General features: G+C 52.2%; 24 protein-coding genes, 1 other RNA gene and 2 pseudogenes. 18 read left to right on the top strand and 9 right to left on the bottom strand.

From position 1 onward, the window contains the following. Positions 1-282, top strand: a 282-nt coding sequence (locus BLS94_RS15060; RefSeq protein WP_218124782.1) for a hypothetical protein, incomplete at its 5' end; no start/stop codon positions are given. A gap of 114 nt (positions 283-396) precedes the next feature. Here BLS94_RS15060 and BLS94_RS09460 read toward each other — a convergent pair. Then, positions 397-1254: an ice-binding family protein gene (locus tag BLS94_RS09460; RefSeq protein WP_090960170.1), complete on the bottom strand. Its 858-nt coding sequence runs from the start codon at positions 1252-1254 to the stop codon at positions 397-399. 540 nt (positions 1255-1794) lie between these two features. On the opposite strand from BLS94_RS09460, the pseudogene BLS94_RS15465 reads away from it, so the two are divergent. Continuing rightward, positions 1795-2142, top strand: a pseudogene (locus tag BLS94_RS15465) (helix-turn-helix domain-containing protein); the annotation flags it as partial. Between the two features lie 33 nt (positions 2143-2175). On the opposite strand, the gene BLS94_RS15275 reads toward BLS94_RS15465, so the two are convergent. Next, complete coding sequence (locus BLS94_RS15275) at positions 2176-2340, bottom strand: hypothetical protein (RefSeq protein ID WP_256325366.1); 165 nt, start codon at positions 2338-2340, stop codon at positions 2176-2178. Positions 2341-3876: 1536 nt separating this feature from the next. Between BLS94_RS15275 and BLS94_RS09445 the strand changes: the two genes are divergently transcribed. Together BLS94_RS09445 and BLS94_RS09440 are read left to right on the top strand one after the other, a co-directional pair. Further along, positions 3877-4581, top strand: coding sequence for an IS6 family transposase (locus tag BLS94_RS09445; RefSeq protein ID WP_090960164.1), 705 nt, complete (start codon positions 3877-3879; stop codon positions 4579-4581). Positions 4582-4693: 112 nt separating this feature from the next. Next, the gene (locus BLS94_RS09440; RefSeq protein WP_371130268.1) at positions 4694-5125 is read left to right on the top strand and encodes a Tn3 family transposase; all 432 of its coding nucleotides are present in this window, start codon (positions 4694-4696) and stop codon (positions 5123-5125) included. Between the two features lie 3 nt (positions 5126-5128). On the opposite strand, the gene BLS94_RS09435 is transcribed toward BLS94_RS09440, so the two are convergent. Then, positions 5129-6258, bottom strand: a protein-coding gene (locus tag BLS94_RS09435; RefSeq protein WP_090960182.1) for an IS3 family transposase whose coding sequence is annotated in 2 segments (ribosomal slippage) — positions 5129-6000 and positions 6000-6258 — 1131 coding nt in all. Because the reading frame shifts where the segments join, the coding sequence is not laid out codon by codon here. Between the two features lie 341 nt (positions 6259-6599). Here BLS94_RS09435 and BLS94_RS09430 point away from each other — a divergent pair. From BLS94_RS09430 to rluB, 8 genes and pseudogenes are all read left to right on the top strand, one after another. Then, positions 6600-7821: pseudogene (locus tag BLS94_RS09430) on the top strand (IS110 family transposase). Positions 7822-8015: 194 nt separating this feature from the next. Beyond that, a complete protein-coding gene (locus BLS94_RS15270; protein WP_072768796.1) occupies positions 8016-8195 on the top strand; it encodes a PEP-CTERM sorting domain-containing protein in 180 nt (59 codons plus the stop codon). 628 nt (positions 8196-8823) lie between these two features. Then, complete coding sequence (locus BLS94_RS09420; RefSeq protein ID WP_090960158.1) at positions 8824-9642, top strand: methane monooxygenase/ammonia monooxygenase subunit C; 819 nt, start codon at positions 8824-8826, stop codon at positions 9640-9642. 343 nt (positions 9643-9985) lie between these two features. Then, positions 9986-10084: signal recognition particle sRNA small type (gene ffs / locus BLS94_RS09415), an RNA gene on the top strand. Between the two features lie 126 nt (positions 10085-10210). Continuing rightward, positions 10211-11836 carry a DNA polymerase III subunit gamma/tau gene (dnaX, locus tag BLS94_RS09410; RefSeq protein WP_090960155.1) on the top strand — a complete coding sequence of 542 codons (1626 nt, stop codon included), beginning with the start codon at positions 10211-10213 and terminating at the stop codon, positions 11834-11836. Between the two features lie 14 nt (positions 11837-11850). Beyond that, positions 11851-12174, top strand: a complete 324-nt coding sequence (locus BLS94_RS09405) for a YbaB/EbfC family nucleoid-associated protein (RefSeq protein WP_176767844.1) — start codon at positions 11851-11853, stop codon at positions 12172-12174. Positions 12175-12282: 108 nt separating this feature from the next. After that, the gene (gene recR, locus BLS94_RS09400) at positions 12283-12879 is read left to right on the top strand and encodes a recombination mediator RecR (RefSeq protein WP_072768792.1); all 597 of its coding nucleotides are present in this window, start codon (positions 12283-12285) and stop codon (positions 12877-12879) included. 243 nt (positions 12880-13122) lie between these two features. Then, positions 13123-13998, top strand: a complete 876-nt coding sequence (rluB, locus tag BLS94_RS09395) for a 23S rRNA pseudouridine(2605) synthase RluB (protein WP_090960152.1) — start codon at positions 13123-13125, stop codon at positions 13996-13998. A 151-nt stretch (positions 13999-14149) separates the two neighbouring features. Here the strand turns inward: rluB and prmB are convergent, their stop codons facing one another. From prmB to dapC, 4 genes are all read right to left on the bottom strand, one after another. Further along, positions 14150-15046, bottom strand: a complete 897-nt coding sequence (gene prmB, locus BLS94_RS09390) for a 50S ribosomal protein L3 N(5)-glutamine methyltransferase (protein ID WP_090960148.1) — start codon at positions 15044-15046, stop codon at positions 14150-14152. A gap of 124 nt (positions 15047-15170) precedes the next feature. Further along, positions 15171-16304, bottom strand: a complete 1134-nt coding sequence (gene dapE / locus BLS94_RS09385; protein WP_090960145.1) for a succinyl-diaminopimelate desuccinylase — start codon at positions 16302-16304, stop codon at positions 15171-15173. A gap of 256 nt (positions 16305-16560) precedes the next feature. Then, a complete protein-coding gene (gene dapD / locus BLS94_RS09380) occupies positions 16561-17382 on the bottom strand; it encodes a 2,3,4,5-tetrahydropyridine-2,6-dicarboxylate N-succinyltransferase (RefSeq protein WP_090960142.1) in 822 nt (273 codons plus the stop codon). A 35-nt stretch (positions 17383-17417) separates the two neighbouring features. After that, positions 17418-18632 (bottom strand): succinyldiaminopimelate transaminase, encoded by a 1215-nt coding sequence (gene dapC / locus BLS94_RS09375; RefSeq protein WP_090960139.1) that lies wholly within the window; start codon positions 18630-18632, stop codon positions 17418-17420. Positions 18633-18739: 107 nt separating this feature from the next. Between dapC and BLS94_RS09370 the strand changes: the two genes are divergently transcribed. From BLS94_RS09370 to BLS94_RS09345, 6 genes are all read left to right on the top strand, one after another. Next, positions 18740-19624, top strand: coding sequence for a DMT family transporter (locus BLS94_RS09370; protein ID WP_090960136.1), 885 nt, complete (start codon positions 18740-18742; stop codon positions 19622-19624). A 226-nt stretch (positions 19625-19850) separates the two neighbouring features. Next, entirely contained in the window at positions 19851-20801 is a 951-nt protein-coding gene (locus tag BLS94_RS09365) for a D-2-hydroxyacid dehydrogenase (RefSeq protein ID WP_090960133.1), read from the top strand. Positions 20802-21165: 364 nt separating this feature from the next. Continuing rightward, positions 21166-21585 (top strand): rubrerythrin family protein, encoded by a 420-nt coding sequence (locus tag BLS94_RS09360; protein WP_072768785.1) that lies wholly within the window; start codon positions 21166-21168, stop codon positions 21583-21585. Positions 21586-21705: 120 nt separating this feature from the next. Beyond that, complete coding sequence (locus BLS94_RS09355) at positions 21706-23037, top strand: (Fe-S)-binding protein (RefSeq protein WP_090960130.1); 1332 nt, start codon at positions 21706-21708, stop codon at positions 23035-23037. 170 nt (positions 23038-23207) lie between these two features. Continuing rightward, positions 23208-23795 (top strand): DUF3501 family protein, encoded by a 588-nt coding sequence (locus BLS94_RS09350; protein ID WP_090960127.1) that lies wholly within the window; start codon positions 23208-23210, stop codon positions 23793-23795. Beyond that, positions 23795-24313, top strand: a complete 519-nt coding sequence (locus tag BLS94_RS09345) for a CNP1-like family protein (RefSeq protein ID WP_090960122.1) — start codon at positions 23795-23797, stop codon at positions 24311-24313. Before BLS94_RS09350 ends, BLS94_RS09345 begins: the two co-directional genes overlap by 1 nt. A gap of 65 nt (positions 24314-24378) precedes the next feature. Here the strand turns inward: BLS94_RS09345 and BLS94_RS09340 are convergent, their stop codons facing one another. Beyond that, the gene (locus BLS94_RS09340) at positions 24379-24708 is read right to left on the bottom strand and encodes a protein tyrosine phosphatase family protein (protein ID WP_090960119.1); all 330 of its coding nucleotides are present in this window, start codon (positions 24706-24708) and stop codon (positions 24379-24381) included. A gap of 44 nt (positions 24709-24752) precedes the next feature. Next, positions 24753-25871, bottom strand: coding sequence for a glutamate 5-kinase (proB, locus tag BLS94_RS09335; RefSeq protein ID WP_090960115.1), 1119 nt, complete (start codon positions 25869-25871; stop codon positions 24753-24755). Between the last annotated feature and the right edge of the window lie 99 nt (positions 25872-25970).

The raw sequence follows: 25970 nt of genomic DNA, 5'->3' as shown, positions 1-25970 counted from the left end.
CCATTTCTCTGCTCCATATCAAAGTCCCGCAGGGACCATCAAAAGGTAGCAGATTTTCCACTTATGGGTTTGTTCAAATTCTTGGGGCCACTTCTGGTAGATAAGGGATGGACTTTCGCGCGCGAAAATTGCGCCATGATTAAATTTTATCCTTATGGTGGCACGCTCCCTTGGCTATGCAACCGCACTAAAAGGACGATTACCCCCCTCATTGGTACGGAAAAATTAAACGGCGTCGATCGCGAGGACGTGGCTGCGCCACGTCCTTACACATATCGCTGATCATCCGATGTCTTCAGTTCTGCCGTTCAGTCATTTCCTCCATTTATTCGATGCATTGAACGGCTCGTCAAGGACGGTGTTTGGTCGACGCTTACGGTCATTGGACTGTTTATCTCAACCGTGCCAACGTCGACTAAATCTGAGTCCCACAAGTCCGAGGCCCAGCAATGCCAGTGTGGCTGGCTCGGGAACGGTCTGACCACCACCACCACCGCTACTGCCGGAACCGCTGAAGCCGACACTGCCGAAGTCATTGCGCCCGCTGCCTATGTCGCCGCCGCCCGTGCAGTCGTTGGAGATGGTGTTGGTGTCCATTGTCACCGCACCATGTAGCGCGATGGCCCTACCGCACAGAATCTCTGCGGTGGTATTCAGGGTGATGCTCTGATCCGCGAGAATATTTCCTGCGAAGAGCGTGCTGGTACCCAGAGTCGCGGAGCTGCCGACTTGCCAAAACACACCGTTATTTGCACCGCCATTGAGCACGTTGACAACCGAGTTGCTTGCGGTCGTGAGCGCGCTCCCTATCTCAAAAACGAAGAGTGCATTGGGATCGTTTAGGGCGTTGAGAGTAAGCGTTCCCGTCAATTGAGCCGATGACGAAAAGGAATAGACGCCGGGAGTGAGCGTGAGTCCCCCCAGATCCTGACCAGTTAGGTCGATAGTGACCACCTGACTTGCAAGAGTATTGTACGCAGTGAGGGCATCAGCCTGAGCTTGCTGCGCGACCGCATCAGTTTGGTGTACCGTTCCTGTGAGGGAGATGCTCCCCAGGCCCGTGATCGAAGTGCCTGGGTAGACACCCAGATCTCCCCAGATGGTGGTCGAGCCGGTATTGGTCACCGTCGAGGCGCCCAGTACCGCGAAACTTTGAGCCGAACCCAGAATTGGCGCCGCCAATGCTGGGGAGGCACCGTAAAGCGCTCCGATCACTGCCAATGACAGTCTCGACAAGTATTTTGGTATTTTCATCACATACCTCCTAAATTGTTATTCGTTATATAAAAGGTTGTACACAATTAGACCGACGCCCCAACAATGACGTGTGTTTGTTTGCATCAGGGCCGAACATCAGCCCTAGATAGCCGGCGTTATCTCCTTGGCTCTCTATCATAAGTTCCGTCAGCAATTGAGCCTGGGTAAGGGGTGTTGCCGCCTTCGCCGCTGGTGTGGCCGCCGTGAAAACTAGCATGGCCAATGTGCAATAGAAGGTCTTGTGTGTGATAGCAGACATATTTCTTTCCTCCAGCCCGATAAGGTTAATAGCTCCTGAGAGGAATCGAGCGAAGTCCACTTAGAAGTCTGAAACTGAGACTTAGGGGTCCAAAATTGGGGCCTGGGAACCCGAAGCCTGATAAGGCTACGGGGCGCGGCTAGCAGTTTATTAATAATTTTTAGATCCTGATATATTTCAAGCAATCACCATGCCCCAATTGCTGCAATGTTTCTTGCGACATAATCATCGCCGCATGCACCGAACTCCGCAGCTAATCATCGACGTAGGTTGACGCCTTGCAAAAACTCAGTCTCCCCAACGCAAACTGGATTCGGGAGCTGATTCGTGCCTCAGTTAAAACATCCTGTGAGCCGCATTTTCTACACCGTTTGCACTGCGTATTGCTGGTCGCTGAGAATCGCAGTTGCTACGAGGTTGCACAGTGGTTTGGCGAGAATCCGCGCACGATCCAACGCTGGGTGCATGCCTTCTCTAACTATGGCATGGAGGGATTACGTGATCACCATTCGGGTGGACGCCGCACTAGGCTGGCCGACGAGCAGATGCAAGGCCTTGTGCTCGACTTGCAAAGGCCACCATGCTTGCTCGGATATCCGGAACGAGAATGGAGTGGAAAGCTTCTGACACAACACCTGGAAAGCTACTATGGAATAAGATTAAGCGTGCGCCAGTGCCAGCGGATCATCCACGGGTTGCCATGTCCAATATACCGGAGGACAGATCAGCCATGCGACAATGGATTTGACGCTGGCTAACGAGGTGAGCGTCCGTTTCGTCGACTCTTGGGTTTGCGGCGTGCAGAGTGTAAAAATTCCTGACATTTCTCTGCTCTTAAGCTCGGGAAAATGGTCCTCAAGGTTGGTGCTTAGTTTAATAGGCCCATTGGGAGCGAAGCTACAATCTGACGCCAGCCTCGCCTCGCGGCGGATCCGCACCTGCCAGTGATGACACCTATCGTGTTTCTCAAAGGCGAGCGCTTGCCGAATTGCTGGATAGCAAGGTTAACGAGCTAATGCGGGCAGGAGTCGCCGACGACTTTATGCTGCTGTCCCATATGGCACCCGATATGCCTTTGTTGAGATTAATGGATCTTTCCGATGGGGACGGAATGAACGATCTCTGTGAGGTGCTACGCTAATCATGTCATCACCTTCCGGTCGCGGGTTCCTATATGTCGTCAGATTGTAGCTTCGCTCCCAATGGGCCTAGATGGGGGTAAGCCCGAACCTGCGGAATTTTCAATGTTATATTAAATCAATATGTTATTGAAATTCTATATTAGCTAAAATTGATCCAAGATCGATTAGGTTAAAGTTATTCTGAAAATTTTAATAGCATAAATATCAGTTGATTAAATTTACATGCAAGAAAGATTCGTCCTAATTTTCCCTGTTTCTACCGGCATCAGAAAAATTCCGAGGGTTCGGGCGTCCAATATACCGGAGGACAGATCAGCCATGCGACAATGGATTTGACGCTGGCTAACGAGGTGAGCGTCCGTTTCGTCGACTCTTGGGTTTGCGGCGTGCAGAGTGTAAAAATTCCTGACATTTCTCTGCTCTTAAGCTCGGGAAAATGGTCCTCAAGGTTGGTGCTTAGTTTAATAGGCCCATTGGGAGCGAAGCTACAATCTGACGCCAGCCTCGCCTCGCGGCGGATCCGCACCTGCCAGTGATGACACCTATCGTGTTTCTCAAAGGCGAGCGCTTGCCGAATTGCTGGATAGCAAGGTTAACGAGCTAATGCGGGCAGGAGTCGCCGACGACTTTATGCTGCTGTCCCATATGGCACCCGATATGCCTTTGTTGAGATTAATGGATCTTTCCGATGGGGACGGAATGAACGATCTCTGTGAGGTGCTACGCTAATCATGTCATCACCTTCCGGTCGCGGGTTCCTATATGTCGTCAGATTGTAGCTTCGCTCCCAATGGGCCTAGATGGGGGTAAGCCCGAACCTGCGGAATTTTCAATGTTATATTAAATCAATATGTTATTGAAATTCTATATTAGCTAAAATTGATCCAAGATCGATTAGGTTAAAGTTATTCTGAAAATTTTAATAGCATAAATATCAGTTGATTAAATTTAAATGCAAGAAAGATTCGTCCTAATTTTCCCTGTTTCTACCGGCATCAGAAAAATTCCGAGGGTTCGGGCGTGCAACCTCTGTAGGCGAAGTCTGGGGCGTGGGACGACGTATCGGCCTGCAGCTGCATGCTGTCGGTATCACAACCGTGCAGCTATTGCGTGATGCCTCGCCTTCCTGGCTGCGCGCGAAGTTTGGTATTCCGCCTTTCGATCGGCCGGCACGGAAAACCTTAAAAAGGCAGCCTAGCCTCCCCCCCCCCGTTTTGCATGCTCTCCTGGCGTCATTTTCGTGGAGAGATAATTCTGAGTTGTGTCCGGTGGTATTGTAAAGAGGGGATCAGCTATCGTGATCTGGCGGAAATGATGCTGGAACGTGGTCTTCATGTGGATCACACGACGCTCTACCGTTGGGTTCAGCACTATGCGCCTGAAATGGAAAAGCGCCTGAGGTGGTATTGGAAACCTTCCATGGGCTACAGTTGGCGAGTGGACGAAACCTACGTAAAAGTAAAAGGGGAATGGACGTATCTTTACCGAGCTGTTGATAAACAAGGCCATACGATTGATTTCTATCTCTCCCCAACTCGCAATACTCGGGCCGCCAAACGCTTCCTTGGCAAAGCCCTGAAATCCATGAAACCCTGGGCGCACCCCGGTGCTATCAATACCGACAAGGCGCCCGCTTACCATGCTGCCATTACCGAATTAAAGGCGGAAGGAAAGCGTCCGCCGGACACCGTGCACCGGCAGGTAAAATACCTGAACAATATTATCGAAGCTGATGGCAAGCTCAAACGCTTGATAAACCCAGTGCGGGGCTTTAAATCGATGAAAACAGCCTATGCCGCCATCAAAGGTTTCGAGCTCATGCGGATGTTTAAAAAAGGACAGATGGACATTTGGAAATCTGGCCAAGGTCTCACAGGAGAAATCCGGCTCATTGAAAGGCAATTCGGTATCTACAGCGCATAATCAATCGATCAAGGGCATAGTTCTGGTTTGTCCTTTTTTGCAACAGAGCCAAGTAAGGTGCCCACGGTTTATCGCTAAACCAAGCGACATAGGGGGCAGCTAAGCTGCACCCCTGCCACACTACCCCATTGAGGATCAATGGGATGAGATGCTGCGCTTTATCGCGACCATCCGACTGAAGGTCACGACAGCCTCGCAGCTCTTCAAGCGCCTGAACTCCTATTCCAAGCAACACCCGCTGTACCGGGCCTTGAAGGAATTTGGTAAGATTCCAAAGACGCGCTTCATTCTGAAATACATTGACGATCTTGAATTCCGGCAGGCGATCGAGAAGCAGCTCAACAAGGTCGAGGGCTCAAACAAGTTCTCCAAGGCCGTGTCCTTCGGCCACAGCCATGAATTCATTCAAAGCGAGAAGGAAGACCAGGAGATCGCCGAGGCCTGCCGGCGGCTGATCAAATGCCACCGTGTGTTGGAACTACCTGAGAGCTGGCCCCACTCGTTTGAACAGCGGCCCGAGTTTTTTAAGTGGAATCTCTGCTGATTCTCACGCTGCCAGTTTAACCGTCGGCAACATCACGGCATAAGCTTCATCAGGTGTTTTCTTTTCCAGGCCCGAATGCGGTCTGGCTTGATTGTACCAGTCCATGTATTGCATGATCGATGCTCTGGCCTCAGTGACCGAGTCATAGGCGTGCAAATACACCCGCTCGTACTTCACCGATTTCCACAGGCGCTCAACGAACACATTATCTCTCCAGGCGCCGCGCCCATCCATGCTGGGTTTGCCACCCTGTTCCTTGACCGCCTGCAAGAATTCATGGGCGGTGAACTGGCTGCCTTGGTCGGTGTTCACAATTTCCGGCCTACCATGGCGGCTGAATGCTTCTTGCAGCACCTCGACCGCATGGCAGGCCTCCAGCGTGATCGCTACTTTTGCTGCCAATACACGCCGCGAGGCCCAAGCCACGACGGCGGTAAGGTAGACGAAGCCTTTGGCCATTGGGATGTAGGTTGTGTCCAGGGCCCAAACCTGGTTGGCCCGATTGATGGCAAGGCCCCGCAGCAGGTAAGGATAAATCTCATGGCCGGGGTGCTTCTTGCTGGTTCCAGGCTTTCTATATAGTGCCTCAATGCCCATGCGCTTCATCAACGTGCCCACGTGCTTGCGTCCAACATCGTATCCCTCCCGATTGAGCTGGTCGCGCAGCATGCGTGCGCCCATGAACGGGTGCTCCAGGTGCAATTGGTCAATGCGACGCATGAGCATCAGGACAGAAAGGTTTACCGGTCTGGGCAGATAGTACACGCTGCCCCGGCTGATGCCGGCCAATTGAGCCTGACGGCTGAGCGAAAGTGCGTGGTTGCCGTCTATCATCGCTTTGCGCTCAGCAATCCCACCTTGTGGAGCGCGCCTTCTAAAAAATCATTCTCCAGTGTCAGCTGACCAATCTTGGCATGTAATACCTTCAGATCAACCGGCGGCTCAGCCACAGTGGTTCCACCAAATACGTCGGCCGCTCGCTCGCTGAGTTGCCGTTTCCACTCCGTAATCTGGTTGGGATGCACTTCAAACCGCTGTGCCAGTTCGGCCAGCGTCTTGTCTCCCGCTAAAGCCGCTAACGCCACTTTTGCTTTGAACGCCGCTGAGTGCGTCCGTCTCGTTCTTTTTGCCATCTTCTGCTCCATTTCCTCGCCCCGTAGGGCAGTCAAAGGTAGCAGATTCTCCACTTAGCGGCTTGTTCAAATTTCCGGTACCAGCTCTAACGGGCATTGCGACAAGCGCCACCCCTGATAATGAAAGAAACTACGGGATGGAAGATGGCGGGAAGAGGTCGCGCAATATTTTGGCGGTGGCACCCCGAATCTAACGTGACCCGCTGAACTGACTCGTACCCCGGATTGCTTCCTTGGAGAGCGCACGTTAAACAGGCCGTTGGCGACTTGTCGCCTTCAGGCATATTCAGTTCTGGCACCCGCCACTTTCCATCCTGAAGTTTAACCGGAATGGAGGTGAGATGGAACTGATAGCACTTCACAAACGCATCATCGGACTCGATGTGCATCAGGCGCAAATTACGGCCTGCGCGATCATCGAAGAAGCGGATGGCACGATGCGCATTGAGCAACGACAGTTTGGCGCATTCAAGCGGGACCGGCGCGCACTGGCCGAATGGGCGGCAGCGCTGCGGCCCGATCAAGTGGTGATGGAAAGCACGGGCATTTGACTTTCAGAGTCCGTCTGCCGCACTGGAGGCGGCAGGCATTCGTGCACTGGTCGTCAATGCCCGGCATGTCAAGAATGTCCCGGGACGCAAAACCGATGTCGGCGATGCACAGTGGCTGGCCATCCTCGCACGGGCCGGACTGCTGCGCGGGTCGTTCATACCGCCCGCAATGATGCGCGAGCTGCGCCTGATCTCGCGCCAGCGGCAGAAGCTGGTCAGCCAACTGGCATCCGAGAAGAATCGCCTGCACAAAGTGCTCACTGATGGTGGCATTCGCCTTGGCGTGGTGGTCAGCGACTTGCATGGCCAGTCGGCACGGGCCATGGTCAAGGCCATCATTGCCGGCCGGCCTCCACACGAAGTACTGGAATTGGTCAGCAAGCGACTCAAGGCCAGCCGTGAAGAACTGTTCGACGCCTTGCAAGGCGAATTGACCGCGAGCCATTGCTTCGTCCTCGACGAGCTGATGCGGCATATCGAAGAGATTGAAGCGCGCATTGCCCGCTTTGATGCGCGACTGCTGGAAGGGCTGGCCACCCAACGCAACGCCCTGGCCTTGCTGCAAACCCTGCCTGGCGTCGATCTGATCGGCGCGGCCATGCTACTGGTTGAAATCGGCAGCGATATGGATGCCTTCGGGAGCGCTGATCGACTCGCGTCCTGGGTCGGCATCTGTCCGGGCAACAACGAGTCGGCGGGGAAGCGTAAATCAGGTCGTGTCCGCAAAGGCAATCTCTATGTCCGACGGCTTCTTTGCGAATTCGCGCATGCCGCCAGCCGCACCACGTCTGTCTTCAAGTCAAAGTTCCAGGCGCTGATCGTGCGACGTGGCCACAAACGCTCGATCGTCGCCTTGGCACACAAAATATTGCGCACCAGCTTCTTCATGCTCAAGCGGAACCAACACTACCGGGATTCGGCCACTGACTATGAAGCGCTTTCAGTACAACGTAATGCCCCTCGCTGGATCAAGGCACTGACGAAATTCGGCTTTATCTCCACCGTCGCCTGATTCGCCTGCACAAAAAATCGACGGCCTTCAGTGGTCAGGCGTGCGCTCGTCTTGCGGGTGGTTTCTTTCACGTTAACCAGGGTAATGGCGTTGTATTTACTGCCCATAATCAGTCAACGTTTGGTGACTTTACGCTCGATGGCTCAAGTGGTCCCCGTAACCTTAACTTTACCGGAAATTTAGCGGCTGGCGGTGTGGCCGACGCGACCTTTAACCTGAGCCCGTTCGATCCCGGCGCCGGTAACACCTCCACCTTTACTTTGACACAAGTGCCGAGCGTTCCGGAACCGGAGACTTATGCCATGCTGGTAGCAGGGCTGTTGTTGATGGGTGGTATGGTAAAGCGTAGAAACAATAATAAGCTGCAAGGCTAGCTGATTGATATCAGGTAAGTCGCATGGACAAACCCCGCCTGATCGGCGGGGTTTGTTTTTGGTGCCGGTTTTTCGGAAAATATGAGCTATATGGGCAGGAATGCTTTCTTATAGTTCCAGCTCAACAAGACTCGCCGGGACCCAAGCCGATTGTTCGTTTATCCCCATCAGTGCAATTATCGTAATAAGCGCAAAGCTGCAGTAAATACCCTCGACGTGATTAGGGGAACTAAACTGTAGAGGCTGAGTCGAACAAGGACTGGTAGACCCTTTGGGAAACAGGAAGTTCTTGATTGTTTGAAACAGGAGTTTGCGAATGCTTACATCATCGTTTGAAATCATTGCTTTACCGAAGAAAGCGGATTATTCGATCGTTATAAGCAGCACGCTGCGAACTATCGAGAACTAAATTTGTCTAATTCGAACTGGTAGTTTAAATATTTTTTTTAAAGGAACTTGCAATGGTGACGATGGCATCAAGCGAAACCTTGGTCGCTGCGGAAAATACCTTGGAACCATATTGAAATTTATTCAGTCCAAGCAAAACTGGTAGTTTTTGTTTTTAATTTGGACTCCCCACGTTTCTGGTCTGGAAATTCTTAATTAACTTACAAAATAGGAGTTGGTAATGTCTACAACTACGCCAGAAAAATTAGCTACACATCAAACAAAGGTGAGCAGTGCTCGCTACGATATGTCTGAGTGGTACGACTCCAAGTATTACAAAATGGGCCTTTTGCCTATACTGGGGATTGCCATTTTCTGGGTCTGGTTCCAACGCACTTATGCCTACTCGCATGGGATGGACTCGATGGAACCGGAGTTCGAGCAAATCTGGATGGGACTATGGCGTTTTCAAATGATGCTGTGGCCGGTCGTAGCGCTTGTTGTCTGGGGTTGGATATGGAAGACGCGTGATAGCGAGGCGCTATTGGCCAGCCTAACGGTGAAACAGGAAATCAAGCGCTATTTTTATTTCCTCATGTGGCTCGGCGTATATCTGTTCGCTGTTTATTTCGGGTCAAGTTTCTTCACCGAGCAAGACGCATCATGGCATCAGGTGATCATTCGCGATACGAGCTTCACACCCAGCCATATCCCGCTTTTTTATGGCTCATTTCCGATGTACATCATCATGGGGATAGCGACTTACCTGTACGCAAAAACGCGGTTGCCTCTCTACAACAAGGGAACTTCGTTTCCTTTGGTAATGGCCATCAGCGGACCGGTGATGAGTCTGCCGAACGTGGGTCTTAACGAGTGGGGCCATGCCTTCTGGTTCATGGAAGAACTTTTCAGCGCGCCGTTGCATTGGGGTTTCGTAGTCTTGGCATGGGCAGCGCTGTTTGCAGGTGGCCTTGCCGTGCAAATCATCGCACGCTTCTCCAACCTTCTGGATGTACAATGGAATAATCAAAGTAGATCCATTCTGGATAACGTTGTCTAAATCTGTACTGTAACTTTACCGCTCCGTCCTCTGCGTTTCGTTGAGGGCGGAGCTCGTTGCGCGGTATAGCCCGCAGATGCGGTGCTGTCAGTCTCATCAAATTCATGCTAGGCCGAGTCCTGACCGCATATTCTTACAATGCAATGGTGGGAAAAGTTTTTCCGATCAGTTCTGTCCGACTCATTACCTACGTAGAATTGTCTGCCTGAATATTAATTCCCATCGGAACGTAGGCTTAGCCGGTCACTGTGCCGGTAGACGCAAGACGTAACTCAGTGCACAATAGTACAATTGATGGATGTGCAGCGTCGTGATCCTCATTATTTGAATTTCAGCTTTATATGGCGGGCCTCCCCGCATTGCATAGTAGTGAATCTGGTCAGGTCCGGAAGGAAGCAGCCACAGCTATTTTCTGCAAGTGCCGGGGGTTAGGCTCGCCACCCTTTTTTGTTTGCACAGGTGGAGGGAACCACGTCATTGCCGGTTCCCTCCACCCTGCTGTAAACAGAACAAATCCCAGATTCTTTCCGATCTATAATCCAGCCTAAAATAGTCATCTCTCGATATCATGTCCCAGACCCAGGTTCTTGCCCGTAAATGGCGACCGAAGAGCTTTTCCGAGCTGACCGGGCAGGATCACGTAGTTAGGGCGCTTACCAACGCGCTTGAGCAAAAACGGTTGCATCATGCCTATCTATTTACAGGAACCCGTGGTATCGGCAAGACCACTATCGCGCGTATTTTAGCCAAGGCTCTCAACTGCCAGACAGGTGTCTCCTCGACGCCTTGCGGCGTGTGTTCCGCTTGCACCGAGATTGATGGCGGGCGCTTCATCGATTTGATTGAAATGGACGCGGCCTCCAATACGCAAGTCGAAAAGATGCGCGAACTGCTGGAGAACGCACTTTACGCCCCTACGGTGGCTCGCTACAAGGTTTACATTATTGACGAAGTACACATGCTCTCCAAATCGGCTTTTAATGCCATGCTAAAGACGCTGGAAGAGCCGCCGGAGCACGTCAAGTTCATACTTGCCACTACCGACCCCCAGAAGATTCCTGTAACGGTTCTGTCTCGTTGCCTGCAATTCAACCTGAAGCAAATTCCGGTGCAGCTAATTGCTGCGCATCTCAAGCATGTGCTTGAGCAGGAGCATATAAGCTGCGATGAAACGTCGTTACAATTGCTTGCACGCTCGGCGCAGGGCAGCATGCGCGATGCCTTGAGCATACTGGATCAGGCGATTGCTTTTGGCGAGGGGAAGATCGAAGAAGCCGGAATGCGCGACATGCTTGGCGCGATTGACCAGAGCTATCTTTACGACTTGCTGGATGCCTTGTCGCAAAAAGACGGGGCGAAGATGCTGGCGATAGCCGATGCGATGGAAAACCGCAGCCTGTCGCTTGACGCTGCGCTGCAGGATATGGCAACGCTGCTGCACCGTGTTGCGCTGGCGCAAGTCGTGCCGTCGGCTATCGGCGAGGATGCGCCGGAGCGAGAACAGATTTTCGCACTGGCCAAAGTCTTTTTGCCGGAAGATATTCAGTTGTTTTATCAGATTGCCATAAATGGTCGCGACGACCTGAGCCGGGCGCCGGATGAGTATGCCGGCTTCACTATGACGCTGATGCGAATGCTGGCTTTCATACCCGACGATATGACGGCGGCTTCAACGGGAGGCCAGGACAAAACTGCAGCCGAGGCTGCGGCAAGAGGCCCAAGCAGCCGCACTAATGCGGAAATTAAACGCCCATCGTCGTCAGTTACAATCGAAACAACGGTTAAGCCGGATTTTGACATAAACTTAAGCTCGTTCAGCGACGGCTGGAGAGTGATGGTAAATCAGTTAAAGCTGAGCGGCTTGGCCAAAATGCTGGCTCAGCACTGCGAAGTGAAGAATGTCTTGCCGAACGAAATCGAATTCTGCGTGCCCGAGACGCATAAGCACCTGCTTGATAAGGCTTACCAGGAAAGGATGCAAACTGCTTTGAGGGAGCATTTGGGAAAGCCGGTTCGGCTGAAGTTTTCCATTGGAATTATCACTGGTTTAACACCTGCGGAACTTGGTAGTCGTGAAAAGCAGGAGAAGCACTCGCAGGCCGTTGCAGCTATCGAATCCGACCTGTTTGTACGAGAACTGGTGGAGCATTTCGATGCAAAACTGATCGTTTCTTCGATCAAACCTATTCAATAGCGGAGGTAAAAATGATGAAAGGCGGCTTGGGCAATCTGATGAAACAGGCTCAGCAGATGCAGGAGAACATGAAAAATATGCAGGAAAAATTGGCTTCGATAGAAGTCGAAGGCCAATCCGGAGCGGGCATGGTCAAGGTGGTAATGACCTGTCGTTATGATGTAAAGCGCGTCAGTATCGACAGCAGCCTCATCGGTGACGATAAGGATATGCTGGAAGACCTGATTGCTGCTGCGGTAAACGACGCTGTGCGACGAGTGGAAGCTACCACTCAGGAAAAAATGGCCGGCTTCACCTCCGGGCTGCCGCTGCCGCCGGGAATGAAGCTGCCATTTTAGCTGTACATGAAAAATATGTGACTGTGACTAATGGATTGATATTCGTCATGTCGACTTACTTCAGTAGATTCTATGTTCGTTTCAGTGCTTTTTTATCACGTTTTTTAAGTGAAAACGCCAACCAGCCTCGAGGATCTGATCGACGCCTTGCGCTGTCTTCCTGGGGTAGGCCCCCGGTCAGCACAGCGAATGGCGTATCACTTGTTGCAACGCGATCATGAGGGCGCACGGCGCCTCGCCAGTTCGCTCGATTATGCGCTGCAACATATCAGGCATTGTGAGAAATGCAATAACTTCACAGAAGAAGTGATATGCGAATTATGCCTTTCTCAACGGCGCGACGCCGCATTGCTATGCGTGGTCGAAATGCCAGCCGATCTGCTGATGATGGAGCAGGCGCACTGCTACAAAGGCCTGTATTTCGTACTGATGGGAAGACTTTCGCCATTGGATGGCATCGGCCCCAAGGAAATTCATCTTGATCGTCTGCTGAGGCGGACTCAGGATGGCGTAGTGCGGGAAGTAATGCTCGCCACCAATTTCACTGTGGAAGGGGAGGCGACCGCTCATTACATTAGCGAACTGCTGCATAACAAAGATCTGAAGGTCACGCGTATTGCACGCGGGTTGCCGGTTGGCGGCGAACTGGAACACGTGGATAGCGGTACGCTGGCGCAAGCGGTGATTGAGCGTAGAGAGATCTAGTTCCGGCAAGAAAACATCCAGGATCGTTATTTCAGGTTTGACCTGGTCCGAGCAGGTAAGGGCGCATTATCAGTTAATGGTTTGTGCCGAAATGCCGTTTCACCGATCTGTTCCGCTGCTGTCAGCATAATCGTAAGGCTATAAAGTAAAGTGAAGTAATGGAATGACGTTCTCTACCCCAGATGGCATCCAAGTGCCGAAGTGTAAGTCGTGATAAACCACAAACAGAAAGTTGAGACCAAGATGACAGCCAGGTTGCCGAAGCCGCCAAAATCGTCCAGGCTGTCGAGATCGCTGGCGCACAGTCCGCTCAGGCCGGCAAAGAAAAAAATAGCTGCGACGGTAGCGGGAGTTGAACCGATTTCTGCCTCGGCACCGCCCATCACGCAAAAACTGCATAAGTTGCTGGCGCAGGCAGGGTTGGGATCAAGGCGTGAAATGGAGGAGTTGATCGCTGCCGGGCAGACCACCATCAATGGAAAGGTCGCAACTATCGGCGACCGCGCGGGACCTGAGGATATTGTTCGTGTGGGCAAGCGCGTGATTCATCTCAAGTCCCGTGAACGGTTGCCCCGAGTCATGCTTTATCACAAGCCGGAAGGGGAGATAGTCAGTCGCGACGATCCACAAGGCCGTCCATCAGTCTTCGAAAAACTGCCGCAAATGCGGTCTTCCAAATGGATAGCCATTGGCAGGCTGGATTACAACACCAGCGGGCTGCTGATCTTTACGACAGATGGCGAATTGGCTAATCGTTTGATGCATCCGCGCTTTGAAGTCGAGCGCGAGTATGCGGTGCGGATCATGGGGCGCCTGACGCCTGAAGTAACGGAACTGTTGACCACCGGCGTGGAGCTGGAAGATGGTCTGGCAAAATTCGAACATTTGTCCGATCAAGGCGGAGAGGGTTCCAACCACTGGTATCGCGTGATATTGAAAGAAGGCAGGAATCGCGAAGTGCGCCGCATGTTCGAGAAAGTGGGAATGACAGTGAGCCGCCTGATGCGCGTGCGTTTTGGCCCAATTAATCTGCCGCCGCGCCTGAAACGAGGAAAATGGATCGAGCTGGATGAGGTGGAGATAAAGCGTCTGCTGGAGCTGGTGGCTATGAGCCAATAAGGAAACAGCACCTCACCTCATCATTTACGGCCCATCCGGAGTCCGCTACAAAATGTCGTAATATGGAAATATAGGAAACATGGGCGTTGGTGATCACCCCAACCACACTTGCGGTGTATGTAAACCACCGTTCAACGCAACTTCAGGGTAACTATTCAGGAAGCTGGTCGCGCCTCAGAAGAAAAACAAACTCATCCCCGGCGCTGGTTTCAAGCCAGGTGAAAGGCGTCAGAGGAAAGGCCTGTTCCAGCGCTTGACGATTATGCCCGATCTCGACAATCAGAATTCCCCGATCTGTCAGATAATCGGACGCCTGGAGCAATATTGCCCGGGTTGCTTCCAGACCATCTTCGCCGCTCGCCAGTGCGCTGCGCGGTTCATGGCAATATTCTTCTGGAAGAGTTGCCATTGATTTCGCGCTGACATAAGGCGGATTGCTGATGATGAGATCGTAACGACGTCCTGCCAATGCAGCAAATAAATCAGACCGAACAAGACTGATTCTATGTTCCAGGTCGTAATCCGATACGTTCTTTTGGGCAACTTGCAGCGCCTCATGTGAAATGTCCGCAGCATCTATCGCAGCGTTTTCGAAAGCGTGGGCAAGCAGCACGGCAAGGCATCCCGATCCGGTACAAAGATCAAGCGCGGAATGGATGTTGCCCGGCTCTTCAATCCACGGCGCGAGTTGCTCTTGCAGCAATTCGGCAATGAAGGAGCGCGGCACGATCGCACGTTCATCCACATAAAAACTGAAATCGCCTAGCCAGGCTTCGTTAGTGAGATAAGCAGCCGGGATTTTTTCGGTTGCGCGACGCCTGAGTATGCCCAATACCTGATCCAGCTCGACCGAGGTGAGGCGAGCATCCAGAAATGGTTCCAGTTGATCGAGCGGCAAGTGCAGAGTGTGCAAAACCAGATACACCGCCTCATCATATGCCGAGGTTGAGCCATGGCCGAAGAAAAGACCCGCGTCGTTAAAGCGGCTTACCGCGAAGCGCAGCAGGTCGCGGACGGTTTGAAGTTGCGTTTTTGCTTCACGGTACATAGATTTTATTCGATATGATGAACGTCATAGGCTGCTATAGGCTGTACCTATCTTATCCATTCTTGGCGGGCTGGGCGGCGCTCCCTCCATCCTGCTGGAAGCTTGCGGTTCAGGTAGAGTGGGATTATTTAAGCAACAAATTCTCAAGCGTCAGCCGATAAATTTGCGGTAACTGTTCCAGGTCCTCTACTTCCACATATTCGTTGAGTTTGTGAATGGTGGCGTTGCGCGGCCCCATCTCCACTACCTCCGGGCAGATGTCCGCGATGAAACGCCCGTCGGAGGTACCACCGGAAGTGGATAGCTGCGGCTCGATTCGCGTCAGGGTTCTGATAGCGTGGCTCACTGCTTCCACGAGGTTGCCCCTGGGCGTGAGATAGGGCTTGCCGGAGAGCTCCCACAGCAAGTGATAATCGAGGTTTTGCCGGTTCAGGATTTCATGCACCCTGGCTTTTAGCGATTCGACCGTACTTGCGGTCGAGAAACGGAAATTGAACAACAGGGTGACTTCGCCGGGAATGACGTTGGTAGCGCCGGCACCGCCATTTATGTTGGAAATCTGCCAGGTAGTGGGCGGAAAATATTCGTTGCCTTCATCCCATTGGGTCTGTGCCAGTTCCGCAATCGCTGGGGCGGCAAGGTGTATCGGATTTTTTGCCAGATGAGGATAAGCAATATGGCCTTGTATGCCTCTCACTGTCAATGTCCCGGATAGTGAACCGCGTCTGCCATTTTTGATGGTATCGCCAAGCTTGTCCACGCAGGTGGGTTCGCCGACGATGCAGTAGTCGATCAGCTCATTACGGGCTTTGAGAGCCTCCACCACTCTGACGGTACCGTCTGTTGCCACCCCTTCTTCGTCCGAGGTGACAAGCAACGCAATAGAACCGCCATGATTCGGGTGTTCGGCAACAAAAGCCTCAATTGCGGTAATGAAAGCCGCAAGTGATCCTTTCATGTCGGCTGCGCCTCTACCATAAAGCTTGCCATCCCGGATTTCAGGTTTGAAGGGGTCGCTTTCCCATTTGTCGAGCGGGCCAGTCGGCACCACATCAGTGTGTCCGGCGAAACACAATAGTGGAGAACCGGTTCCACGCCGGGCCCATAAATTATCCACTTCGCCGCAGTGTATCTTTTCAATATTGAAGCCGATCGGTTCCAGGCGGCTGATGAGGATTTCCTGGCAACCATTATCGAGTGGCGTTAGGGAACGACGGGCGATTAGCGCCTTTGCGAGCGCGATAGTGTCATTGTGCATGGGATATTTCCTGAAAAGAAACCGGCTTGCGGATGCGCGGGTGAGTATTACTTACTGATTTTTACTGTTGTACTGTGATCAAGGCAAGCGATATGAATGTCATGCTGGCGGAAACCGGTTACCAGTAACGTGCAAAGCACGCTACTGCTGTTTTAGACCCAATATCGATTCAAGCCAAAATAACGAAAGCCATATTTTTTTGCCGGATGAGTAACGTGGGCGCCGGCGGTTGATATGACGAAGGATGATTTGCGGCCTATATCCCGCGCAGAAGCTCATTGATACCAGTTTTTGCGCGGGTTTTCGCATCGACCTGTTTAACGATGACCGCGCAATAAAGGCTGTATTTCCCATCCGCAGAGGGTAAATTACCCGAAACAACCACAGATCCCGGCGGAATACGGCCATAGCTTATCTCGCCGCTTTCCCGATTATAGATCTTGGTGCTCTGGCCTATATATACACCCATGGAAATTACGGAATTTTCTCCAACAATCACCCCTTCGACGATTTCCGAACGTGCACCAATAAAGCAATTATCCTCGATGATAGTCGGATTGGCCTGTAGCGGCTCAAGTACGCCGCCTATCCCCACGCCGCCGGAAAGATGTACATTCTTGCCTATCTGGGCACAGGAACCCACCGTGGCCCAGGTATCGACCATTGCGCCTTCATCGACGTACGCGCCGATATTGACATACGAAGGCATTAATACCACGTTACCGGCAATAAACGAGCCTTTTCTTACTGTCGCGGGGGGCACCACGCGGAAGCCTCCATTACGAAAATCCTTTGAACTGTAATCCGCAAACTTGGAGGGCACTTTATCGAAATAGTTGGAGAAACCGCCCTTGATGAAGCTATTGTCTTCTATGCGAAAAGAAAGCAGCACCGCTTTTTTTATCCATTGATGCGTATTCCATTGGCCATTTATTTTCTCTGCCACCCGCAGTTTACCGCCATCGAGCATTTCAAGTACCTGGGCAACGGATTCCTTGAGTTTGGCCTCGACATTACGCGGTGTAATCTCGGCGCGGCGTTCGAATGCTTCTTCAATGGTACTTTGGAGCTGATCCATGATTTTCCTTAATCTGCTTTAGATATTATATCGATTCAAATTTTCCGTCGTTCGCGCTGCAAGTCCGCTACCAGCATTTTTATGCGTCCAGTTGCTTCAATGCATTCTTCCAGCGGAGCAACGAGGGCGATACGAATGAAATTTCCGCCAGGATTGATCCCGTGCGCATATCGTCCCAGATAGCTGCCGGGTAAAACCGTTACATTATAATCGCGATAAAGCTGCCGGGCGAACTCGACGTCACTGCACGGTGTTTTCATCCATAAATAAAATGCGGCATCCGGCATGGACACCTGCAGAGTTTCCTGCAACGATTCAGTAACCGCATCGAATTTTTCCCGGTACAGACTGCGGTTCTCGATAACATGAAACTCGTCACTCCAGGCTGCCTCGCTCGCCGCCTGCACTGCCGGGTTCATTGCACTGCCATGGTAGGTACGATAGAGCAAAAATTTTGCCAGTAACGCCGCATCTCCCGCTACGAAACCCGAGCGCATACCTGGCACATTAGACCTTTTCGACAGACTGCTGAATATAACCAACCTGGGGAAGCCGGTGCGACCAAGACGTTGGGCAGCCTCAAGTGCGCCAAGCGGTGGAGAAGCCTCATCGAAATAGATCTCGGAATAACACTCATCAGACGCAATAACGAAGCCATAGCGATCGGAAAGCTCGAATAGGTGCTTCCACTCATCCATCGACATTACCCTGCCCGTAGGGTTACCAGGGGAGCAGACATACACCAGTTGCGTGCGCGACCAGATATCGCCCGACAGTTGCGCATAGTCGAGGGCAAAATTATTTCCCGGCAGCGTATTCAGGAAATATGGAGTGGCGCCCGCCAGCAAAGCCGCACCTTCGTATATTTGATAAAAGGGGTTCGGACAAACCACAATGGCGTCTGGAGGCGATGGGTTAATTACTGCCTGGGCAAAAGAGAACAGCGCTTCGCGGCTCCCGTTAACCGGAATAACCTGTGTGTCAGGATCGACGGCAGGCACGTGATAGCGCTTTATCAGCCAGGCGGCTATGCGTGCTCGCAGCGATCGGGCGCCAAGGGTGGTGGGGTAGAAGGCCATCCCGCCGAGATTCTCCGCCAGAGCCTGGCGAATAAAATCCGGTGTGGTATGTTTGGGCTCGCCTATGTGCAGGCTGATGGGAGGAAGAGCCGTATTTAGCTCGATTCCTTCAAACAGCTTATTGAGCTTCTGGAAGGGATAAGGTTGCAGGCGGTCGAGATTGGGATTCAATTTGGTAGGCTGGGGCAGGCTCTGTACAGCAATCTGCTACCTTAGTGGCTTTAAGTCTATTGATCGAAACAGGATTATAAAGGGCAGGCGTCTCGCGACCAATCAAAATGAACAAAACGAAACAAAATGATTTTCCCGTGGCGGCGCTGCTCATAGGAGCAAGTATCTGGGGCCTGCTGTGGTATCCCTATCGATTGCTGGAACAAGCCAGGATAAGCGGCGCCATCGCGACCTCGGTCACTTACGCAATTGCCTTACTGCTGGGGCTGCTTATATTCCGGAAATATTTGCACAGATCGCAGGTGCTCGGCGGCGAGCCACATCTATTGTTCTGGATTGGCCTGTTTGCAGGCTGGACCAATCTCGCCTACGTACTCGGCGTCATTCACGGCGAGGTCATGCGTGTCCTGCTTTTATTTTATCTCGCACCGCTATGGACAATCGTGTTCTCTCGCCTTCTGCTGAATGAAATATTGAGTTTGCACGGTTATCTGGTTATCGTTTTTTCTTTGGCAGGTGCGATAGTCATGCTGTGGCAGCCGGAAAACGGTTTTTCATTGCCTTCCTCTTATGGTGACTGGATGGGATTATCAGCTGGCTTCATGTTTGCACTCTCGAATGTGCTGAGCCGCAAAGACCAATACCATAGTGTTCAGGTAAAATCGGTGGCGGTATGGACCGGTGTCGCGCTGGTAGCATTCGGTTACAGCCTGTTTCTGGTTGACCCGCCCGTAATAAGCGACATTTCTACAGAAACGTATCTGCTCCTGTTGGGCGTCGGATTGATCGTGTTCGCCCTGAGTTTGGTTGTGCAATACGGCTTGGCGCACACGCCCGCGAATCAGGCCATCGTAATCATGCTTTTCGAGTTAGTGGTAGCGGCGATTGCAGCCTATTTCCTGACTGATGAGGCGATGACGCCCAGGGAATGGATTGGCGGGCTGATGATTATCTCAGCAAGCCTGTTTTCTGCCACGATGAATCGGGAGTAACATGATCAATCCGGCGCCGGCGCGCCGACGGCTGTGGTTGCCGCCATCCCGTCTGGTTCGGCAAAGCAGGTCTTCTGGATCACTATACTGCCGCCGACGGGGCATGGTTCGTCCTGTGCCCTGTATTCAATCAGAGTTGCCGGCTCAGTTATCGCTTAGTTATCGTCGGGGCCTCTATGCCAGAATTATCTGGATTCTCCAGGTTGAATAAGGGAAAAAAATACACATGAGCCATCACGTCGTTTTTCCGGAGCGGGATTCACTAAAGGTGAAGGTACGTCGACCGAATTTTGAGCATACGTACGAGGAATACGCGCAAACGACTTCTGATCAGATCGTGCCGCACCTGCAGCGTGCGACTGTAGCCATCATCAATAAATTGGGATTGAGCGACGAGATTCTCGCGGAATTGCCCAAGCTGAAAATGATAGCGATTGCCGCAACGGGATATGATGCCATCGATATTGCATCCTGCCGCAAGCGTGGCATCGCGGTGTCGAATATCCGCCATTATGCGATCCATACCGTACCGGAGCACGTGTTCGCGATGGTGCTCGCGTTACGCCGCAACTTGCTGGCGTACCGGCAGGAGATTGAGCAGGAGGCGTGGCAGAAATCGGAACAGTTCTGTTTGTTTACGCATAATATAAGCGAATTGTTCGGCGCGACCATGGGCATAATCGGCGAAGGCGCTATCGGGCGCGGCACCGCTGCAATTGCGCGCGGGTTCGGCATGCGTGTTTTATTTGCGTACCATCCGTCCAGCAAGAAAAAAGATGTGCTGCTCACTCCTTTCGATCAGGTACTCGCCGAGTCGGATATACTCTCGTTGCATTGCCCATTGTCGCCAGCCACGCGCAACATGATCGGCATTGATGAATTCCGCAAGATGAAGCGCAGCGCGTTGCTGATCAATACCGCGCGGGGTGGACTTGTCGATGAGGCAGCTCTGGTTCAGGCCCTGCAAGAAGGCATTATTGCAGGCGCCGGCTTTGACGTGCTCACCGTCGAGCCGCCTAAAGACGGGAATCCATTGCTCGACCTGCGCCGCCCCAATTTCATTCTTACGCCACATATCGCTTGGGCCTCAGCCGAGGCAATGCACTTTCTCGCCGATCAGCTAATCGACAATATTGAAGCCTGGGTGGCCGGAAAGCCGCAGAATCTGGTTACCTGAGTAAAGAGGTCGATCGAGCGGAATTTTGCACGTATAGGGCAATATTTTGCTTTCTCGGCTTATCACTTTTTATTTATCGCCATCTCCACCCGGTTTAAAGTGAACGCAGGTTTTTTTTAAGATATTGTTCAGTACGACTAACCTCGTTAGGTGCAACGGGGCGCACACAAGCATAAACCCACACAAGCATAAACCGTATGCAAGTCGACCGGTTGACAAGGTGAAGCCCCTTCGATAGTCTCTCGGGGTTTAGTTTGGCCTCGTTTTGGGCCACATGAATTCATGTTATTCGAGCATCCAGCTCGGATGGCCCGCGGATATGATCAGTTTGATTATTGGTACTTAACTAACCAGGAGGGGAAACATGGAACTGAAAGGATCAAAAACCGAAGAAAACTTGAAAGCTGCCTTTGCCGGAGAATCTCAGGCCAATCGCCGTTATCTTTATTTTGCAAGCAAAGCGGCTGTTGAAGGTCAGGATGATGTTGCAAACATCTTCCGCACGACGGCGGAGGGGGAAACCGGGCATGCCCATGGACATCTGGAGTATCTGGAAACTTGCGGCGATCCGGCTACAGGTATGCCATTCGGCTCGTCTCGCGCCAATCTGCAAACGGCGATAGCAGGCGAGACGCATGAATATACCGATATGTATCCTGGCATGGCCAAGTCTGCTCGCGATGAAGGTTTCGACGAAATCGCCGACTGGTTCGAGACGTTGGGCAAGGCTGAGCGCTCTCATGCCAATCGTTTCCAGAAGGTTCTGGATAACCTGGCTGATTGAGTCGTTGCAAGGCAGGAATGACCGGGTCGAGTGCCAGCATTCGATCCGGCCCGATTGTTCCGCTGTGACGTTCTGCTCTGAAGTTCCACCTGTTTTATCCCTATACATTTTCATATCGCCATGACCACTCGAGAAGGCAGTCTGGAGCGTCCCACGCGTCATCCGCTCGACTGGGAAAATCCGGATTTTTATGACGAGCCGAAGCTATTCAGTGAAATGGAGCGTGTCTTCGACATTTGTCATGGTTGCCGCCGTTGCGTCAGCCTATGCACGGCATTTCCGAGCTTGTTTGATCTTATAGACGAGGGAAGCACCGGTGAACTCGATGGGGTGGAGAAGCAGAAATTCTGGGAGGTAGTCGATCGGTGTTATCTCTGCGATATGTGTTTCATGGCCAAATGTCCCTATGTCCCCCCGCATCCATGGAATGTGGATTTTCCTCATCTGATGCTGCGCGCGAAGGCCGTCAAGCACAAAAAAGGTGACGTCCGCTTCCGTGATAAATTGCTTTCCAGTACCGATCTCATGGGTAAACTGGCCGCCATTCCGGTAGTGGCTGAGGTGGTAAACGCGGTTAACAAGGCGCCGGTCGCCCGTAAGCTGATGGATAACGTACTGGGTATTCACGCCGAGCGGAAACTGCCGGACTATGACAGTCATAAATTTCGCCCGAACGCCAGGCTCAACCAATCTTTCGAAGTGCATGACGGTGACAGGACATCGGGGAAGGTTGCGATTTATGCTACCTGCTATGTCAATTACAATGAGCCCGGCATAGGGCACGATTTATTGAAAGTTCTTGACCACAACCGAATTCCCACGCGTCTGGTTGAAAAAGAAGCCTGTTGTGGGATGCCGAAGCTGGAACTGGGTGACCTGGATGCGGTGAAAGCGCTTAAAACCAGGAATATTCCCCCATTGGCGAAACTTGCGAAGGAAGGGTACGCAATACTTACACCTGTGCCTTCTTGCACGCTTATGTACAAGCAGGAACTGCCGCTCATGTTTCCTGAGGATGAGGATGTGAAAGCAGTAGCAGCAGCAATGTTCGATCCATTTGAATATCTGATGTTGCGCAACCGGGACGGTTTGCTGAAAACCGATTTTAAACAGCCGCTGGGCAATATTTCGTACCACATTCCCTGCCATTTGCGCGTTCAGAACATCGGGCAGAAAACCAGGGAAATGCTGCAGATGGTTCCCGATACGAAAGTGAGCGTCGTGGAGCGATGCTCCGGCCATGATGGGACCTGGGGAGTAAAAAGCGAACACTTTGCCGATTCCATGAAAATCGGCAAACCGGTATTCAAGCAAATGGGGGCTTCCGCTCCCGATTACATCAGTTCTGACTGCGCCATCGCCGCACGGCACATCGAGCAGGGTATGGGTGATACCAAGGCGCAGAAGCAGCATCCGTTGACGCTGATCCGGATGGCCTATGGGCTTGACTGAACGATTGGCTGAGTAATCGCCTTTGCTTTTTTGTTCCTGTTATTCCAGTTCGAGAATGGGGAATAGAGAGAGACAAGCCGCGAAGACAGTACTCATAAGTGAAGTGCCGCGAGGAACAGGGAACGAAGCCGACGTGGCGTAATTTTTTTAATGCAATGGAATAATAATTCATGCCCTCGATTACTCCTGGTAGTCTGATGACCCTGGAAACCTATGCCAAAGTGAGGCAGGAGTTCCGTGCTCGCGTAATGGCGCATAAAAAAAAACGCAAGGTCCATCTGGGCGAGAATGTCACGCTTATTTTCGAGGACGAGTTGACGGTACGATATCAAATCCAGGAAATGCTGCGGGCAGAGAAGATTTTTGATGAAGATGGCATACTTGCTGAATTGGATGCGTACGGTCCTCTGGTTCCGGACGGTGCCAACTGGAAAGCAACCATGATGATTGAATATCCTGATCCGGTCGAGCGCGCCGCCAGGCTGGCGAAACTGATCGGTATAGAAGATAAGGTTTGGGTCGGGATAAATGGCTTTGATCCGGTTTACGCCATCGCCGATGAAGACATGGAGCGTGAAAATGGAGAGAAGACATCCGCGGTGCATTTTCTGCGTTTCGAGCTCACAGGGGAGATGATAAAAGCGCTGCATCAGGGCGCGTCCTTGAGCATGGGTATCGATCATCATGCCTACGGGGTTTTGGCTGAGCCGGTGCCAGCAGCGGTACGCGAATCCTTGATCAAGGACTTGACCGTCTGATGAAAAGATTCCTGCTGTTGCTAAGCTTTTTGCCGGTTGCAGCTGACGCGCAGCAGCAAAAATTCGAGTATGAATTTGATCATGAGAGACCCTGGGTCGAACTTCAGGCGCAATTGCCTCCCTATCCGGAGACGGAAAATCTGCTGCAATTCGATGCGGGTCCCGTCAGCACAAACCTTCACTATGTCGACGCCTTGTCCATCGCGGTTGGAGAGGATGGCGTAGTGCGCTACACCCTCGTGATCAAGTCATCGCAAGGCGGGATGAACGTGAGCTACGAAGGAATACGTTGCCAGACCGCCGAAAAAAGAACTTACGCCTACGGCCGGAACGACCATACCTGGACGCGGGCAGGAAGGTCGAAATGGACCGACCTCGAAACGCTTAACCAGAACTACGCCCCGCGCGCGCTCTACAGGTATTTTTTCTGTCCGCTGGGGTTCGATATGGTGAGGGATGCGGATGAGGCTATCCAGGCATTGAAAGCAGGAATCCACCCGCGAGCAGTACGATATTAGGCGGAAGCGTGCTTTTGCTACCTGCGTGAAAATTTCTTCGAGACTGGCAGATCAGGTCGTGATTTTCACCGCGCACGCTCGTAAAGCACTTTCGAGCGAATCCCCAGACGGCAGTAGCCAAGTATGGGGCCGGGCAGTTTATCAATTGTCAGCTTGAACCGAGCAATTTGAGCGTCATTTATTTGCCCCGGCACAACCGGAAGGTAGGCAAATTCAAGACCTGCTTCTTTTGCCGCTGACTCAAGAAGGTTGTGATCCGGATGAGCGCCACCATCCTCGCTGTCCGGTCGATTGCAGATTACACTTCTGAAACCAGCCGCTTTGATATCAAGCAAATCCTCAACACTGATCTGTGGGCTGGCGGAAAAATTATTGTCTATTTTCGTGAGCTTCATTGAACGTTTCTCGGAGAAATTGAACAAGGCAATATTCTACGATATTAAAGCAGGACCATATTATCCCTGTGGATGAGTTCTGGTTCGCCTAAATAACCCAGAACAGTCTCGATTTCGTTACTTGCGCGCCGCAAAATTCTCCGGGTTTCCGCGGCATTGTAATTGACCAGTCCCCGTGCAATTTCCCGTCCAACGGGATCCAGGCAGCCTACCAGCTCGCCGCGCTCGAAGGTGCCGATGACATTTGTAACGCCTATCGGTAAAAGGCTTTTGCCGCCCACTGCAAGCGCTTCCACGGCGCCCTCATCCAGCATGACATTTCCGCGAATTTGCAGGTGATCCGCCAGCCATTGCTTACGCGCGGCCAGCGTCAGCGTTTCCGCCAGCAGTTGCGTGCCGACGGCTTCTCCCTTTGCGAGACGAATCAGGACATCGGCCTCATGACCGGATGCGATGATGGTGTGAGCACCGCTGCGTGCCGCTCGCTTCGCCGCTATTACCTTCGTCAGCATGCCCCCTCGGCCTATGTCGCTGCCCGCTCCGCCGGCCATCGCTTCAATGGCGGGATCCCCAGCCCTGGCTTCTTCCACGAGCTTTGCGTGCGCATCCTTGCGGGGGTCGGCCGTAAATAATCCGCCCTGATCCGTAAGAATCACAAGCACATCGGCTTCAATCAGGTTGGTTACCAGTGCAGCAAGCGTATCGTTATCGCCAAAGCGTATTTCGTCGGTCGCCACGGTGTCATTTTCATTGATAACCGGGATGACGTTCATGCTTAATAGCGTGATCAGCGTCGAGCGCGCATTTAGGTAGCGTTTCCGGTCGGACAAATCTTCGTGAGTGAGCAGTATTTGCGCAGCCTGGATTCCATGGGTGCGAAAACAATGTTCATAGGCCTGCACCAGTCCCATTTGTCCGACTGCGGCAGCAGCTTGCAATTCATGCAGTGCACGAGGACGTTTTTTCCATTTCAGGCGCCGCATACCTTCCGCTATCGCGCCGGAAGAGACCAGCACGACCTCCTTGCCCATTTCCTTGAGGTTGGCAATTTGCTCCGCCCAGCCCGCCAGCGCCGTATGATCGAGCCCTTGCCCCTGGTTGGTGACGAGGCTGCTGCCAACCTTGATGACGATGCGCCGCGACTGTTTTAAAATGGATTCCATATCTGATTCTACGTTGTGGTCGGCGGATTACTTGCATGCGCCAGGCTGGGCCAGAGGATGAGATAGATGGCATGTAGACTCGTCATTTCCCTCATAAAG

It is taken from the genome of Nitrosospira sp. Nsp18 (assembly GCF_900103145.1).
Taxonomy (GTDB): Bacteria; Pseudomonadota; Gammaproteobacteria; order Burkholderiales; family Nitrosomonadaceae; genus Nitrosospira.
Note: the sequence above shows the minus strand (reverse complement) of the source record. Positions and strands in the feature narration are given on the sequence as shown.